This is a genomic window from Streptomyces sp. NPDC093568, assembly GCF_044764945.1.
In the GTDB taxonomy this organism is placed as follows: Bacteria; Actinomycetota; Actinomycetes; order Streptomycetales; family Streptomycetaceae; genus Streptomyces.
In genome coordinates this window covers 441516-455705 of record NZ_JBIWJD010000006.1, presented here as the reverse complement: position 1 = coordinate 455705, position 14190 = coordinate 441516, and the positions used below count along the sequence as shown (strand labels likewise).

Sequence of the window (14190 nt, the reverse complement as noted above, 5' to 3'; positions counted from 1 at the left end):
CTCCCTGCTTGAAGCTCCTGCTCGAAGCTCAGCGCTCGAAGCTCAGTGCTTGAAGGTGTCCTTGCCCTTCTCCTTGGCCTGGCGCGCGTCGCCCTTCATCTGGTCGGCCTTGCCTTCGGCGGTCATCCGCTCGTTGCCGACGATGCGGCCCATCGCTTCCTTGGCCTTGCCCTTGACCTGTTCCTTCTTGGCCCGGGTCTTCTCTTCCTTCGCCACGTTCCTCACTCCCGCAAGGTTCGACGTCGGGGTCACCGAGCGGGTGACCCTGAGCGGCCCCCCTCAAACCGGGGTCGTCGGTTCCAGGAACTCCAGCCGGTTGCCGACCGGGTCGCTGGAGTAGAAGCGCCGGTGCCCGGGGAGGTTCTCGTCCCACTCCACCGGCGCCCCGTGGGCCGCCAGCCGGGCGCCGTAGCGCTCGATGCCGGTGACCCGCAGCCCGGGGTGCGCCTTGCGGGCGGGGTGGAAGTCCGCGTCGATGCCGAGGTGCAGCTGTACACCGCCCGCGTGGAACCAGCAGCCCCCGCGCGCGGCCAGGGCGGGCGGCTTGGGGATCTCGGCCATCCCGAGGACCTCCACGTAGTACGTCCGCAGCCGCTCCTCCGAGCCGGGCGGGGCCGCGAGCTGGACGTGGTCGACGGCGGTGATCATCACGCCTCCTTGCGGGCCACGGCGAAGATCCGGCGGAACGGGAACGGTGTGCCGTGCGGGCCGGACGGATAGGCCCGGCGCAGGGCGCCGCGGTAGTCGTCGAGGAAGGCCTCGCGCGCCTCGGGATCGTCGGCGAGGGCGGTGAGGACCGGTCGCAGTCCGGTGCCCTTGACCCAGTCCAGCACCGGGTCCTCACCGGTGAGCAGGTGGACGTACGTCGTCTCCCAGACGTCGGCGGCGCAGCCCAGGTCGGACAGGCGGCTCAGATACGCCTCCGGGGCGAGCACGGCGTCCTCGTGGCGCAGCGCCCCGGCGAGGCCGTGCCGGGAGGCGAGGTCGCGCATGAGCTGGTGGCTGGGGGCGGCGAAGTTGCCGGGGACCTGGAAGGCGAAGGTGCCGCCGGGGCGCAGGCCCGCCACCCAGGCGCCGAACCGCTCGGCGTGGTCCGGCACCCACTGGAGGGTGGCGTTGCTGACGACGAGGTCGTACGGCTCCTCGGGCGTCCAGGTCCGTACGTCGGCGTGGGTGAAGTCGAGGCGGCCGCCGCCCGCTGTCGGGCCCTCGTGTTCGACGTGGGCCCGGTCGAGCATCTCGGTGGAGTTGTCGTAGCCGGTGATGTGCGCGGTGGGCCAGCGCTCGGCGAGCAGGGCGGTGACGTTGCCGGGGCCGCAGCCGAGGTCGGCGATGCGGGGGCGGTCGGCGGGGAGGTCGGGGACGCGGGCGAGGAGGTCGGCGAAGGGGCGTGCGCGATGGCCGGCGTGACGCAGGTACTGGGCCGGGTCCCAGGTGGGGGTGGCGGCAGCGGACATGGCGGGCCTCCTGTCGGGTGCTGCTGGCTCTCGCTCTCCAGCCTGCCCTTCCAAGTATCTTGACGTCAAGAGACTTCATGTCGACACAACCACTACACTGATCGCTATGGAGGACGAGGTCGATCGGCTGGTCGCAGCGTGGCGCCGGGAGCGCCCTGACCTCGACGTGGAACCGCTCGAGGTGCTCAGCCGGGTGAGCAGACTGGCCCGGCATCTGGACCGCGCGCGTCGGCTGGCCTTCTCCGAGCACAGCCTGGAGCCCTGGGAGTTCGACGTGCTGACCGCGCTCAGGCGCGCGGGGACGCCGTATCAGCTCTCCCCGGGGCAGCTGCTGACGCAGACCCTCGTCACCTCGGGCACGATGACGAACCGCATCGACCGCCTGGCCAAGAAGGGCCTGGTGGAGCGCCTCCCCGATCCCAGCGACCGGCGCGGGGTCCTCGTCCGGCTCACGGACGAGGGGCGCGATCGGGCGGATCAGGCGCTCGCCGGGTTGCTGGACCAGGAGCGGGCGATCCTTGCGGAGCTTTCGCGTGCGCAGCGGGGTGAGTTGGCCGGGTTGCTGCGCCAGTTGACGGCGCCCTTCGACAACATCCCCGGCTAGGCGCTCCGCCGGTAGCGCCGGGTTGGGTCGTCGGTTGTCTGCGGCGCCCATGTGGCTGGTCGCGCAGTTCCCCGCGCCCCTTAGGGGGTTGCCGCTAGGCGCTGCTGCTTTCCTCCGGCAGGATTCGGCCTGCTGAGCCCAGGTCGACCGGGCCGACCCCGGCGCGGCGCGCCAGCGCGACCGCGGCCAGTGTCGAGTGGACGCCGAGCTTGCCCAGGACGTTCTGCATATGGGTGCGGACGGTGTGCGGGGACAGGTACAGGCGCTCGGCGACCGCCTTGCGCCCCAGGCCCGCCACCATGCACCGCAGCACTTCCCGCTCGCGCGGGGTCAGTGACTCCACCAGCCGTTCGCTCTCGGTGCGGTGCTTGCGGGCGGCCGTCAGCTCGCGCAGCACCCCGGTGAGCAGGGCCGGCGGCAGATGGGTCTCCTCGCGCAGCACGCCGCGGATGACGGTGAGCAGCCGGGACAGCGAGCAGTCCTTGGCCACCCAGCCGGACGCCCCGGCCTGCAGGGCGAGCGCGGCCCGGCGCGGATCGTCCTTCTCGGCGAGGACGACGATCCGTACGGCCGGCTGCGCGGAGCGGACCCCGGCGACCAGCGAGATGCCGTCCACGAGCCCGTCCTCCCCCACCTCCTGGACGGGCACGGCGGGCCGGACCCCCGGCACACTGCCGCCCAGGTCGGCGTCGACGAGCAGGACGTCGAACCGCCGCCCCTCGGCGGCCGCGCGCTCCAGGCTGCGCAGGGCGGCCGGACCGCTGCCCGCGGCGGAGACGTCGACGTCGGGCTCGGCGGCCAAAGCGGCGGCGAGCGACTCGGCGAAGATGCGATGGTCGTCGACGACCAGGACTCGGATGCGAACCACGAAACCCCCTTCCCCAAGCTCCTGAAGAGCAGGGGATACCCCATCGTCATGAGGACGACATCGGGAGACGAACACCGTCGCGGGCACGACGCCCGAAGCGCGGATGGCCGCACGGCCGCCGCCGTGCAAGAACTGCTACCCCCACTTCGGGCGTCGAACCCGACCTGTCTCGCCCCCTGATCAGCTCCGGCCCCCACCGGTGCTGCTCATCAGAGTACGGGCGGGGGGCAGGAGCGGAAGGTAATTTGCAGAACTGGTTGGCCAACGCGTTTATGGTGAGCCGCATGTTTCGTCTGGAGACAGAAGTCGACAAATCACGGCGGGATCTGCTCCGCCGCCGGCTGCTCGACACCAACACCGCGGCCTCCCCGGTCCTGCGCGCCCTGCGCGGAACCCCAGGTGAACGTGAACTTCCGCTCCATGTCTGGGTGTTGGACGACACCGGCGACATGGTCGGCGGCCTGGTCGGTCACACCTGGACCACCTGGCTCCATGTCACCTACCTGTGGGTCGACGAACGCCATCGCGGCAGCGGTCTCGGTTCGCAATTGCTCGCACATGCCGAGGGCATGGCCCGCACCGAACGGGGCTGCACCGCCGCCCGCCTGGAGACATGGGACTTCCAGGCGCCGGAGTTCTACAAGCGGCACGGGTACGAGGTGGTGTGCGTGGTTCCGGACTATCCGCCGGGGATCACGGAGTACACGCTGATCAAACACCTGGGAGCAAGCTGAGGTCGGTGTCGTCCCAGACACCGACCTCGCTCTCGCCTGGTCAGCTCAGGCGCCGCGCCCCCGCCGCCGAGACCGCCTCGAACACGCGGGGCGTGGTGAACCCGGCCGTGGCGAAGGCCTCCTCCACGGTCTTCGTGATGGCCTCGACGTCGGCCGCCTCGGCCAGCACGATCGCCGAGCCGCCGAAGCCGCCGCCCGTCATCCGGGCCCCCAGGGCGCCGTTCGCCAGGGCGGTGTCCACGACCAGGTCCAGCTCCGGGCAGGAGATGCGGAAGTCGTCCCGCAGGGAGGCGTGCCCCTCGGTCAGGACCGGGCCGATCGCGCGCGTCCGGCCCGACTCCAGCAGCGTCACGACCCGCTCGACGCGCTGGTCCTCGGTGACGACATGGCGCACCAGCCGGCGCACCTCCTCGTCGTCGCCGAGCCGGTCGAGCGCCGCGTCCAGTTCGTCGTACGGCACGTCCCGGAGCGCGTCCACGCCCAGCAGCGCGGCGCCCTTCTCGCAGCCCGCGCGCCGCTTGCCGTACTCGCCCTCGCTGTGCGAGTGCTTGACCTGGGTGTCGACGACGAGCAGCCGCATGCCCTCGGCGGCCAGGTCGAACGGGATCTGCCGCTGCGAGAGGTCCCGGGTGTCCAGGAACAGCGCGTGGCCGGCCTCGCAGCACGCGGACGCCGTCTGGTCCATGATCCCGACGGGGGCGCCGACGTACACGTTCTCCGCGCGCTGGCACAGGCGGGCCAGCTGCCAGCCCTTGAGGCCGAGGGCGTACAGGTCGTTCAGGGCGAGCGCCACGACGACCTCCAGCGCCGCCGACGACGACAGGCCCGCGCCCGCCGGGACCGTCGAGGCGAGATGGATGTCGGCGCCGGTCACCGGGTGCCCGGCCTCGCGCAGCGCCCAGACCACGCCCGACGGGTACGCCGTCCAGTTCCGGTCGGACTCCGGGGCCAGCTCGTCGACGCGGAACTCCACCACGCCGCCCGCGTCGCCCTCGATGTCCGCCGAGTGCAGGCGCAGCACGCCGTCCGCGCGCGGCGAGACCGCGGCGACCGCGGTGTGCGGCAGCGCGAACGGCATGACGAAGCCGTCGTTGTAGTCGGTGTGCTCGCCGATCAGATTGACCCGGCCCGGCGCGGCCCACACCCCCTCCGGCCCGGCCCCGTACAGCTCCCTGAACCGCTCGGCGACCGCGGCTGCCGTGTCGACGCTCATCCCCTGACCCTGACCTTCCCTCTGAACCGGCCCTGCCGGCCGGTGAGTTGACCGGCCGGGCCGTAGAACTTACGGCCGTTTCGTACCGGCCGTGGAGACTACTTGCCGCGTCGCTGCGCGAACTCCCAGGCGTCCGCGACGATCCCCGCGAGGTCCGCCCGCCGGGGGTTCCAGCCGAGCCGCTCGCGGGCGGTGCCGGCGGAGGCGACCAGGACCGCCGGGTCGCCGCCCCGGCGCGGGGCCACGACCTCGGGGATCGGGTGCCCGGTGACCTGGCGGACGGTCTCGATGACCTGGCGGACGGAGAAGCCCTCTCCGTTGCCGAGGTTGCAGATGAGGTGCTCGCCCGGGGTGGCCGCCTTGAGCGCCAGCAGGTGGGCGTCGGCCAGGTCGGCGACGTGGATGTAGTCGCGCACGCAGGTGCCGTCCGGCGTCGGGTAGTCGTCGCCGAAGACGGAGATCGCGTCGCGCCTGCCCTGGGCGACCTGGAGGACCAGCGGGATGAGGTGCGACTCGGGGTCGTGGCGCTCGCCGTACTCGCCGTAGGCGCCGGCGACGTTGAAGTAGCGCAGGGAGACGGCACCGAGGCCGTGGGCCGCCGCCTCGCCGGTGATCATGTGGTCGACGGCGAGCTTGGAGGCGCCGTACGGGTTCGTGGGCCGCGTCGGCGCCGACTCGACGATCGGCACCTCCTTCGGCTCGCCGTAGGTGGCGGCCGTGGAGGAGAAGACCAGCTTGCGCACGCCCGCCTCGCGCATGGCGCCGAGCAGCGCCATGGTGCCGCCGACGTTGTTGTCCCAGTACTTCTCGGGCTTCACGACCGACTCGCCGACCTGCGAGAACGCGGCGAAGTGCAGCACCGCGTCGAAGGAGGAGTCCAGCCACTTGGCGGCGTCGCGGATGTCGCCCTCGACGAAGGACGCCCCGGACGGCACACCCTCACGGAAGCCGGTGGAGAGGTTGTCGAGGACGACGACCTCCTCGCCGGCCTCGATCAGGTGCTGCGCGACCACGCTGCCCACGTAGCCCGCCCCACCGGTGACCAGAAACTTCCCACTCATCTACTCGCTACCTCTCGCAGTCGCTGGGCCGCGCGCTCCGGCGGCACGTCGTTGATGAACACGCTCATGCCGGATTCGGAACCCGCGAGGAACTTCAGCTTGCCGGAAGTGCGGCGGATGGTGAAAAGCTCGAGGTGAAGTGCGAAGTCGTCCCGCACGGCGCCCTCGAAGTCCTCCAGCGTGCCGAACGGCGCCTGATGCCAGGCGGCGATGTACGGCGTAGGAGATTCACTCACAGAGGTTTCCCCTCCATCCCGCCCATCGAAGATCCGGTCGAAGCGCCTCAAGAGTTCCAGATAAACCTTGGGGAACTCTGAGCGGGCGTCCTCGTCCAGCGCCAGCAGATCGGGCACGCGGCGCTTGGGGTACAGGTGGACCTCGTACGGCCAGTGCGCGGCGTACGGCACGAAGGCCGCCCAGTGTTCACCCTCCAGGACGACCCGTTCGCCGGCGAGTTCACGCTCCAGGACGGCGTCGAAGAGGTTCTCCCCGCCGGTGGCCTCCTTGTGGGCGGCGACGGAGCGCAGCATCAGGGCGGTGCGCGGCGTGGTGAAGGGGTAGGCGTAGATCTGCCCGTGCGGGTGCTGGAGCGTCACGCCGATCTCGGCGCCGCGGTTCTCGAAGCAGAACACCTGCTCGACGGAGGGGAGCGAGGACAGTTCGGAGGTCCGGTCGGTCCACGCTTCGAGCACGAGCCGCACCTGCTCCTCGGTCAGGTCGGCGAAGGAGGCGCTGTGGTCGGAGGTGAAGCAGACGACCTCGCAGCGCCCGGAGTCCCCGGCGAGGGAGGGAAAGCGGTTCTCGAAGACGGCGACGTCGTACGACGAGTCCGGGATCTCGCTCAGCCGGTCGCCCGCGGAAGGGCACAGCGGGCACTGGTCGGCCGGCGGGTGGTAGGTCCGGCCCTGCCGGTGCGAGGCGATGGCGACGGAGTCCCCGAGCAGGACGTCGTGGCGGACCTCGGAGGACGTGACGGTCCGGTCCAGGGGACGGCGGTCGACCGCGTCCCGCACGGTGTCATCGCGCAGGTCGTAGTAGATGAGCTCGCGACCGTCGGCCAGTCGGGTCGAGGTCTTCTTCACGCCAGACTCCCATCGAACAGAACTAAACACACAGAAACACAACCCACCACCCTCGGTCAACATCACAATCAAACAAAGAGCATCATCCGGCATGTTCAATTACTGAACGCAGGGGCGTAGGTTCCGCTCTGTATCGGTTCGCGCAACGAAGCGAGTACATATGCAAACCCCCACAATTTCCCCCACTGCATATCCCGCCGCATCCCCCACAACATCCCCCATCCACCTCGCCGCGGAGCTACGGCTCCCCACGAACTGGCTCGACTACACGCTCCTCGGGATCTACTTCGTCGTCGTCCTGGGCATCGGATTCGCGGCCCGCCGCTCGGTGAAGACCAGCCTCGACTTCTTCCTGTCCGGCCGCTCCCTGCCCGCCTGGGTCACCGGCCTGGCGTTCATCTCCGCCAACCTCGCCGCCACCGAGATCCTCGGCATGGCCGCCAACAGCGCCCAGTACGGTGCCTACACCGTCCACTGGTACTGGATCGGCGCCATCCCGGCCATGGTCTTCCTGGGCCTGGTGATGATGCCCTTCTACTACGGCAGCAAGGTCCGCTCGGTCCCCGAGTTCCTGCTCCTGCGCTTCGACAAGTGGGCGCACCTGCTCAGTTCGGTCCTGTTCGCCTTCGCCGCGATCCTGATCGCCGGGGTGAACCTGTACGCCCTGGCGATCGTGGTCGAGGCCCTGCTGGGCTGGCCCCAGTGGGTGGCGATCGTCGTCGCGGGGTTCTTCGTGCTCGCCTACATCACCCTCGGCGGGCTGTCCTCGGCGATCTACAACGAGGTCCTGCAGTTCTTCGTGATCCTGGCCGCGCTGATCCCGATCACCGTGCTGGCGCTGAAGAAGGTGGGCGGCTGGGACGGCCTGAGCGACAAGCTGACCCAGACCCACGGCGACGACTTCGTCACCGCCTGGGGCGGCACGGGCATCGGCGACCCCAACCCGCTCGGCGCGAACTGGCTGACCATCGTCCTGGGCCTCGGCTTCGTGCTCTCCTTCGGCTACTGGACGACGAACTTCGCGGAGGTCCAGCGCGCGCTGTCGGCGAAGAACCTGTCGGCCGCCCAGCGCACCCCGCTGATCGCGGCGTTCCCGAAGATCTTCATCGTGTTCCTGGTGATGATCCCGGGGCTCGCGGCCGCGGCCCTGGTCCCGGGCTTCGGCACGGAGGAGTCGGGCTACCAGTACAACGACGCCATCCCGTATCTGATGGAGGGTCTGCTGCCCAACGGCGTGCTCGGCATCGCGGTGACCGGGCTGCTGGCCGCCTTCATGGCGGGCATGGCGGCCAACGTGTCGTCCTTCAACACCGTGTTCACCACGGACATCTGGGCGAAGTACGTGGTGAAGGACCGCGAGGACTCCTACTACGTCCGCTTCGGCCGGCTGATCACGGCGATCGGTGTGCTGGCGTCGATCGGCACGGCGTTCCTGGCGTCGTCCTTCTCCAACATCATGAGCTACCTCCAGACGCTGTTCTCCTTCTTCAACGTGCCGATGTTCGTGGTCTTCATCGTCGGCATGTTCTGGCGCCGGGCGTCGATGAAGTCGGGCTTCTGGGGCCTGCTGGCCGGCACCACTGCGGCGATGGTGAACTACTTCGTCCTCTACAAGCAGGACATCATCTCCATCCCCTCCGACCAGGGCGCGAACTTCGTCTCCGCGATCGCGGGCTTCGTCGCCGGCGCGGTCGTCATGGTCGCCGTCTCCCTGTTCACGGCCCCCAAGCCGACGGAGGAACTCCAGGGGCTGGTCTACGGCACCCGGTCGCCCGGCATGGCCGAGCCGCCCGCCGCGGGCGACGACGCGTGGTACCGCAAGCCGGCGTTGCTGGGCTGGGGCGCGGTGGTGCTGGCGGCCGCCTGCTACATCCCGTTCTCGTTCTCGCTCTGACGACGGAGGGCTGACCGACCATGACCGACCACCAATCCGAACACCCCCGGTCCTCCGGGTACTCCGAGCAGGACGTCCAGCGCGAGGTCACCGAGCTCCAGGAGAAGTCCGAGACGGCCGCCCGGCTGTTCGACATCCGGCGCATCATCGGCGGGCTGTTCGTGCTCTACGGCGTCATCGTCACGATCGTCGGGATCACCGACGACGATGCCACGATCGACAAGGCCGAGGGGATCAACATCAACCTGTGGACCGGGTTGGGGATGCTGCTGCTCGGGCTGTTCTTTCTGGCGTGGCTGAAGCTGCGGCCTGCGGCTCCGCCGCCACCGGTTGAGCCGGGGTCCGTGCCCGGGGAGGAGCCGAAGGGCTGATTGCCGGTGGGGGCGGGCGGGTTTTCTTCGCCCCCGCCGCCCCTACCCGTCCCGTCCCCGGGGGCTGCCGCCCCCGGACCCCCGCTTCGGCCCCGAAAGGGCCTCGTCCTCAAACGCCGGACAGGCTAAACAGACGTCACGTCTCCTCGTGCGTCAGCGGGCCCGCCCGGTCCAGCAACCCCGTTCGTGCCGCCAGTGCCGCCGCTTCCAGCCTCGAACCGACGCCCAGCTTCATCAGGACCCGCTGGACATGGGTGCGGGCCGTGGACGGGGCGATGCCCATGCCGGCCGCGATCAGGCGGGTGTCCTCGCCGTCGGCCACCCGGACCAGGACCTCGACCTCCCGGGGAGTGAGCATCTGGAGCAGGCGCTGGCCCTCGTCGTCCGGTTGCGCGGCGGGGTTGAGCAACTCGCTGAACGCTCCCTGCAACAGCTGGGGCGCGACCGCCGCCTCCCCCGCCCGCGCTTTCATGATCGCTCGCTCGACGCCCTCTATGCGTTCGTCGTGCCGGACATAGCCGGAGGCCCCCGCCGCGAACGCCGCCGCTATCCCGCGCGGGCTCGGCACGGGACCGAGCACCAGCACCGCCACCTGCGGCCGTTCCCGCTTGATCCTCGCCACCGGGTCGAACATCCCCGGCTCCGCGGGCGTGGCCGTCCCCAGCAGGCACACCTCGGGCGCCCGTGTGATCACCAGCTCCGCCGCCCCCGCGGCGGGCGCCGCCGCGGCCAGCACCCGGTGCCCCCTCAACTTCAGTGCCGAGGCCAGCGCCTCGGCGAGCAATCGGTGGTCGTCGACCACCATGAGCCGCACTCCCATCGAGCAACCCCCCAGTCCCCCCAATGGATCACCATCAATACCCAGGACCGACCGATCCGGTCCGGATGCCCCACTATGGATGCCCACTGGTCCGCGCGGACAGAAGCCCCCTCCCGGCTCCCCCGCCCTTCATGCCCCCGGAAGCTACACGCTTGTTCGACGTTGCGCTCCCCCTACCGGCGAGAAGTGCCCCGGAACGGCGGATTTTCTGGCTTTCCCCGCATTCGACGCCGATGAGGCGGTACGCGAACGGCCCCGTCCCCGAGCAGGGACGGGGCCGTTCGCGCGCCCTTTCGTGCGCCGGCGTCAGCCGGTCGCGCCGAACGCGATCACATGCGTCTTCTTGGTGTCCGAACTGCCCAGCTCGCTCGCGAACCTGGCGGCCATGTACAGATGCCCCTGCGAGTAGAGGATCTCGGAGTACTCCGGCGACATCCGCATCTCCACGTCCCGCACCGCCCGGGTGGCCGGGTTCTCCAGCAGCTTCGTCTCCTCGAAGCTGCCGCCGTCGATGCTGACGATCTGCCCGCCCTTGTCGTACGGCGGTCGCTTGTACGCGATCACATTGCCGCCGTCCATCCGCAGCGGCGTGATCGTGTACCGGTCGCCCGCGTCCGCGCGCTGCCCGGTCTGCTTGCCGGTGGCCAGGTCGAAGGCGACGATCTCGTTGGTCTGGCCGTACTCGCCGCCGCCGTCGTGCTGCTCGGTCTCCACGTAGAGCCGGTCGTTGCCGACCACGATGCCGGTGCACGCCTCGATCGTGGTCACGCCGGAGCAGCGGGCCGCGAACTTGTCGCCCGGCACGGAGATGCGGATGCGCAGCTTGCCGGTCTTGTTGTCGATCGAGAAGACGTCGGTGATGCCGATCGCGTCCTCGGACTGACCGAGTTCGGCGGCCACGGCGAGCGGCTCGGTGGAGATCACGCTGGCGTACTCGACGCCCGCGGCCATCTTGTACTCGGAGATCACCTTCCCGGACTTCGGGTCGATGGTCTGGATGTGCAGCTGGGGCTGCGCGTAGGTGCCGCACTTGCGGACCGCGACCATCTTCGGGCCGCCCGCGTACCCGAGGTCGTAGCAGCTGTCGTTGGCCTTCGGGATCCACAGCTGCTTGCCGGACTCGAGGTCCCACGCGGCGCCGCCGCTGGTGCCGCCGGCCGCGACGGTGCCCCCGCTGAGGGTGATGTTGTCGTACCGGACCGGGCCGTCCTCGCCCTTCGCGGACTTCGTCCACAGCTTCTTGCCGGCGTCGAGGTCGATCGCCGCGACCTGGGTGCAGCCGTGCGAGGGCTTCTCCTTGGTCGGCATCGCGGGCTCGAAGGCGACGGCGGTCACGCCGTCCTCGCTGACGTGCCTGGCGGCCTGGCAGACCGGGCCGGGCAGCTTGACCGACCACAACTTGCCGCCCTTGTCGGGGTCGTAGCCGACGATCTCGGCGACGCCGCTCTTGACGTACGCCTTGTCGGTCAGCCACGAGCCGGACACGACGATGCTGCTGTCGTCGTCGACGTCGGGCGCCGGAACCTGGAAGAGGACCTGGGAGGAGGGGTTACCGGGCGCCTTCTCCGTGCCGTCGGGCGCGTCGAAGCCGCCGCTCCCCTGGTCGTCGCCCCCGCCGCCGGTGCCGCCGCTGGAGTTTGCGGTGTCGTCCTTGCCACCCTCGTCACCGGACTTCGCGTACCAGACGCCACCGCCGATGATCAGGGCGATCACCACGACCGCGGCCGCGATGATGACGGCCAGCTGCGAGCCGTTCCGGCCCCCGCCACCGGCGGTCTGTCCCGGCTGGGGGTGCAGCGGCACGGTCTGCTGCGGGTAGCCGTAGCCGGGCTGCTGGGCGTACGGGTTCTGAGGCTGGCCGTAGGGGTTGGGCGGCTGGCCGTACGGGGCGGGCTGCTGGGGCTGGGGCTGGGCGGGGTAGCCGTAGCCGGGCGGAGGGGCGTGGGGTGGTCCCTGCGGTGGTCCCTGCGGCGGCTGGGGTGCCTGGGGAGCTTGAGGTGCCTGAGGGGCTTGGGGGGCTTGGGGGGCTTGGGGCGCCTGGGGATAGCCGTATCCGGGCTGCCCGGGGGCGCCCGCGGGCGGGCCCTGGGGCGGCTGCGGCGGGGTCGGGGGCGGGCCGAAGCCGCCCTGCGGAGGCTGGTTGGGCGGCGGAGGCGGCGGCTGGGTCATGGCGTGGGTACCTCAGGGGAGGGGGACGGCGGGCGCGGCGGAGGCGAAGGGGACGACGGCGCGGGGTGCGGGCTGCTCGCTCTACTTGCCGTAGGCGAGCATCAGCTTCTCCTTGGCCTCGTCGTTGCCGCTCAGCCGGGTGCTGGAGAGGTAGAAGCGCCCGTCGACGTAGTCGTACGCCTTGGAGAAGAAGCCGTTCTCGATGTCCGCGGCGCTCGCCGGGTTCTGGAGCAGCTTGGCCGGCTCGTGGCTGCTTCCGGTGACCGGGATCGACACGACCTGGCCGCCCGCGTCGTACGACGGCTGGACGTACGCGATGAGCTTGCCGTCCTCGACCTTGATCGGCAGCATCGTCTCCTCCGCCGGGGACTTCACCCGCCACTTCTCCTTGCCGTTGCCGAGGTCGATGGCGACGATCTCGTTGGCGCTGGCGGTCGCCTTGGTCGGCATGTAGAGGGTGTTCGCGTCGGCGACCACGCCGGAGCAGCCCGTCAGGTCACGCTGGAGGATGGCCCAGCCGCACTCGGCGCCGATCTCCAGGTCGACGTCGACCTGCGAGCGGATCTTGCCGGCGGAGTCGAACGTGGAGATGTTCCACGCCTTCTTGTCCTCGTTGGTGCCGTAGATGACCAGCGGGTCGAGGGAGAAGACGCGCGCGACCCGCCAGCCCTTGTCGAACTTCAGGGTCCACTTCGCCTTGCCGGTCGCCGGGTCGAGCTCCTGCACCTCGTCGTGCTCGTTGGTGCCGGAGGCGTCGCAGGACGCGACGGCGACCAGCTTGCCGCCGCCCGCGAACGCGTCGGGGAAGCACTTGTCGCCGAACCGCGTCTTGTCCCACAGCTTCTTGCCGCTGTCGATGTCGAACGCCGTACCGGACTGGGAGCGGCCCACCATCAACGTCTTGCCGGTGATGGACAGTTCGACGTCGAGCGTGCTGTCGAACAGCGCGCCGTTGGCGACCGTGCCCTTCCAGCCCTGCTCGCCGCTGTTGAGGTCGATCTGCTGGAGCTGGTTGCACTTGGCGCGGTCGCTGCCGCCGCTCATGTACGCGACGACGATCTTGTCGCTCGCGGACTTCTGCGGGGTGACCGCGCAGATCTTCTCGGGGAAGGTGATCGGGTCCCAAGTGGCCTTGCCGTCACCGACGTTGTAGGCGAAGAGCTGCTTGTACGCCGCCTTCACCGCGGTCTTGTCGGTGATCCACATGCCGGAGGCGTCGGCGCCGGACTTGGGCGCGTCGGGTGCCGGCTGGTACCAGAGCACCTTCGACTCGCCCGCCTGGCGGCCCTCGTTGAGGTTCTCCGGGTCGGCGCCGCCCTCGCTGCCGCCGTCGGAGGCGGACGGCCCGTCCGAGCCCTTGGGGTCGTCGCTCTGCTGGGCGACGGGCTTGTCGTCCTTGTCGTCCCCGCCGCTGGTCACCGCGAACACGGTGCCGCCGATGACGAGCAGCGCCGCGACCGCGGCACCGATGGCGAGGGCGGGCTTGCCCTTGAAGGGGTTGCGCGAGCCGCCGGGCGCGCCGGGGGCACCGGGGTACTGCGGCTGGCCCGGGTAGCCGTAACCCGGCGCGGGCTGCTGCGGATAGCCGTACGGCCCCGGCTGCTGCTGGGGCTGGGGCGGCTGGGCGTACGGGCCGGACTGGTACGCGCCCGGCTGCGGAGGCTGCTGCGGGTAGCCGTAACCGGGCTGCGGGGGCGGCGGCGTCTGCGGGGGGCCCTGCGGCGGGGGCGGGGCCTGCGGCGGCTGGCTCGGCTGCGCGGGCTGCGGCGCGCCGAAGCCGCCCTGCCGTGGGTCCTGCGGCGCGCCGAAACCGCCCTGCGGCGGCTGGTTGGGCGGCTGGCTCATGAGCGGTTCCCCCTTGAGACCGGTGTGGTGCCACGTTCTGTGCCGTCGCGTTTCCGCCACACCAGCTTTTCT

Annotated in this window: 14 protein-coding genes; 4 read left to right on the top strand and 10 right to left on the bottom strand. The window is 70.5% G+C overall.

Going from position 1 to position 14190, the window contains the following annotated elements; translation table 11 throughout:
• Positions 1–42: 42 nt before the first annotated feature.
• The 3 genes from ACIRD7_RS25900 to ACIRD7_RS25890 form a co-directional block, all read right to left on the bottom strand.
• Positions 43–216, bottom strand: coding sequence for a CsbD family protein (locus tag ACIRD7_RS25900; protein ID WP_403457290.1), 174 nt, complete (start codon positions 214–216; stop codon positions 43–45).
• Positions 217–279: 63 nt separating this feature from the next.
• Complete coding sequence (locus tag ACIRD7_RS25895; RefSeq protein ID WP_403457288.1) at positions 280–648, bottom strand: glyoxalase; 369 nt, start codon at positions 646–648, stop codon at positions 280–282.
• Positions 648–1457: a trans-aconitate 2-methyltransferase gene (locus ACIRD7_RS25890; RefSeq protein ID WP_403457287.1), complete on the bottom strand. Its 810-nt coding sequence runs from the start codon at positions 1455–1457 to the stop codon at positions 648–650. The genes ACIRD7_RS25895 and ACIRD7_RS25890 overlap by 1 nt, the downstream gene beginning before the upstream one ends.
• Before the next feature lie 106 nt (positions 1458–1563).
• Here ACIRD7_RS25890 and tamR point away from each other — a divergent pair, with 106 nt between their 5' ends.
• On the top strand, positions 1564–2061 hold the full coding sequence (gene tamR, locus ACIRD7_RS25885; RefSeq protein WP_059196100.1) for a MarR family transcriptional regulator TamR: 498 nt from the start codon (positions 1564–1566) through the stop codon (positions 2059–2061).
• A gap of 94 nt (positions 2062–2155) precedes the next feature.
• Here the strand turns inward: tamR and ACIRD7_RS25880 are convergent, their stop codons facing one another.
• A complete protein-coding gene (locus ACIRD7_RS25880; RefSeq protein WP_403457285.1) occupies positions 2156–2929 on the bottom strand; it encodes a LuxR C-terminal-related transcriptional regulator in 774 nt (257 codons plus the stop codon).
• Positions 2930–3201: 272 nt separating this feature from the next.
• Between ACIRD7_RS25880 and ACIRD7_RS25875 the strand changes: the two genes are divergently transcribed.
• The gene (locus ACIRD7_RS25875) at positions 3202–3663 is read left to right on the top strand and encodes a GNAT family N-acetyltransferase (RefSeq protein ID WP_403457506.1); all 462 of its coding nucleotides are present in this window, start codon (positions 3202–3204) and stop codon (positions 3661–3663) included.
• A 40-nt stretch (positions 3664–3703) separates the two neighbouring features.
• On the opposite strand, the gene galK is transcribed toward ACIRD7_RS25875, so the two are convergent.
• The 3 genes from galK to galT form a co-directional block, all read right to left on the bottom strand.
• On the bottom strand, positions 3704–4876 hold the full coding sequence (gene galK, locus ACIRD7_RS25870) for a galactokinase (RefSeq protein WP_403457284.1): 1173 nt from the start codon (positions 4874–4876) through the stop codon (positions 3704–3706).
• Between the two features lie 98 nt (positions 4877–4974).
• Complete coding sequence (galE, locus tag ACIRD7_RS25865; RefSeq protein WP_403457282.1) at positions 4975–5937, bottom strand: UDP-glucose 4-epimerase GalE; 963 nt, start codon at positions 5935–5937, stop codon at positions 4975–4977.
• Entirely contained in the window at positions 5934–7019 is a 1086-nt protein-coding gene (galT, locus tag ACIRD7_RS25860) for a galactose-1-phosphate uridylyltransferase (protein WP_403457280.1), read from the bottom strand. Before galT ends, galE begins: the two co-directional genes overlap by 4 nt.
• Positions 7020–7179: 160 nt before the next feature.
• Between galT and ACIRD7_RS25855 the strand changes: the two genes are divergently transcribed.
• Both ACIRD7_RS25855 and ACIRD7_RS25850 read left to right on the top strand, forming a co-directional pair.
• Positions 7180–8913 carry a sodium:solute symporter family protein gene (locus tag ACIRD7_RS25855; RefSeq protein WP_403457278.1) on the top strand — a complete coding sequence of 578 codons (1734 nt, stop codon included), beginning with the start codon at positions 7180–7182 and terminating at the stop codon, positions 8911–8913.
• 20 nt (positions 8914–8933) lie between these two features.
• The gene (locus ACIRD7_RS25850; protein WP_403457277.1) at positions 8934–9284 is read left to right on the top strand and encodes a hypothetical protein; all 351 of its coding nucleotides are present in this window, start codon (positions 8934–8936) and stop codon (positions 9282–9284) included.
• Positions 9285–9420: 136 nt separating this feature from the next.
• Here the strand turns inward: ACIRD7_RS25850 and ACIRD7_RS25845 are convergent, their stop codons facing one another.
• The 3 genes from ACIRD7_RS25845 to ACIRD7_RS25835 all read right to left on the bottom strand — a co-directional run bounded on the left by ACIRD7_RS25845 (position 9421) and on the right by ACIRD7_RS25835 (position 14118).
• Positions 9421–10104, bottom strand: a complete 684-nt coding sequence (locus tag ACIRD7_RS25845) for a LuxR C-terminal-related transcriptional regulator (protein ID WP_403457275.1) — start codon at positions 10102–10104, stop codon at positions 9421–9423.
• A 306-nt stretch (positions 10105–10410) separates the two neighbouring features.
• Entirely contained in the window at positions 10411–12273 is a 1863-nt protein-coding gene (locus tag ACIRD7_RS25840; RefSeq protein ID WP_403457273.1) for a PQQ-binding-like beta-propeller repeat protein, read from the bottom strand.
• Positions 12274–12354: 81 nt separating this feature from the next.
• Positions 12355–14118: a PQQ-binding-like beta-propeller repeat protein gene (locus ACIRD7_RS25835; protein WP_403457270.1), complete on the bottom strand. Its 1764-nt coding sequence runs from the start codon at positions 14116–14118 to the stop codon at positions 12355–12357.
• Positions 14119–14190 lie beyond the last annotated feature (72 nt).

Coding starts and splice junctions, on each gene's coding strand:
- ACIRD7_RS25835 (WP_403457270.1), bottom strand. CDS start 14,118: ATGAGCCAGCCGCCCAACCAGCCGCCGCAGGGCGGTTTCGGCGCGCCG.
- ACIRD7_RS25890 (WP_403457287.1), bottom strand. CDS start 1,457: ATGTCCGCTGCCGCCACCCCCACCTGGGACCCGGCCCAGTACCTGCGT.
- galK (WP_403457284.1), bottom strand. CDS start 4,876: ATGAGCGTCGACACGGCAGCCGCGGTCGCCGAGCGGTTCAGGGAGCTG.
- ACIRD7_RS25840 (WP_403457273.1), bottom strand. CDS start 12,273: ATGACCCAGCCGCCGCCTCCGCCGCCCAACCAGCCTCCGCAGGGCGGC.
- tamR (WP_059196100.1), top strand. CDS start 1,564: ATGGAGGACGAGGTCGATCGGCTGGTCGCAGCGTGGCGCCGGGAGCGC.
- ACIRD7_RS25855 (WP_403457278.1), top strand. CDS start 7,180: ATGCAAACCCCCACAATTTCCCCCACTGCATATCCCGCCGCATCCCCC.
- ACIRD7_RS25895 (WP_403457288.1), bottom strand. CDS start 648: ATGATCACCGCCGTCGACCACGTCCAGCTCGCGGCCCCGCCCGGCTCG.
- ACIRD7_RS25850 (WP_403457277.1), top strand. CDS start 8,934: ATGACCGACCACCAATCCGAACACCCCCGGTCCTCCGGGTACTCCGAG.
- ACIRD7_RS25875 (WP_403457506.1), top strand. CDS start 3,202: ATGGTGAGCCGCATGTTTCGTCTGGAGACAGAAGTCGACAAATCACGG.
- ACIRD7_RS25845 (WP_403457275.1), bottom strand. CDS start 10,104: ATGGGAGTGCGGCTCATGGTGGTCGACGACCACCGATTGCTCGCCGAG.
- galE (WP_403457282.1), bottom strand. CDS start 5,937: ATGAGTGGGAAGTTTCTGGTCACCGGTGGGGCGGGCTACGTGGGCAGC.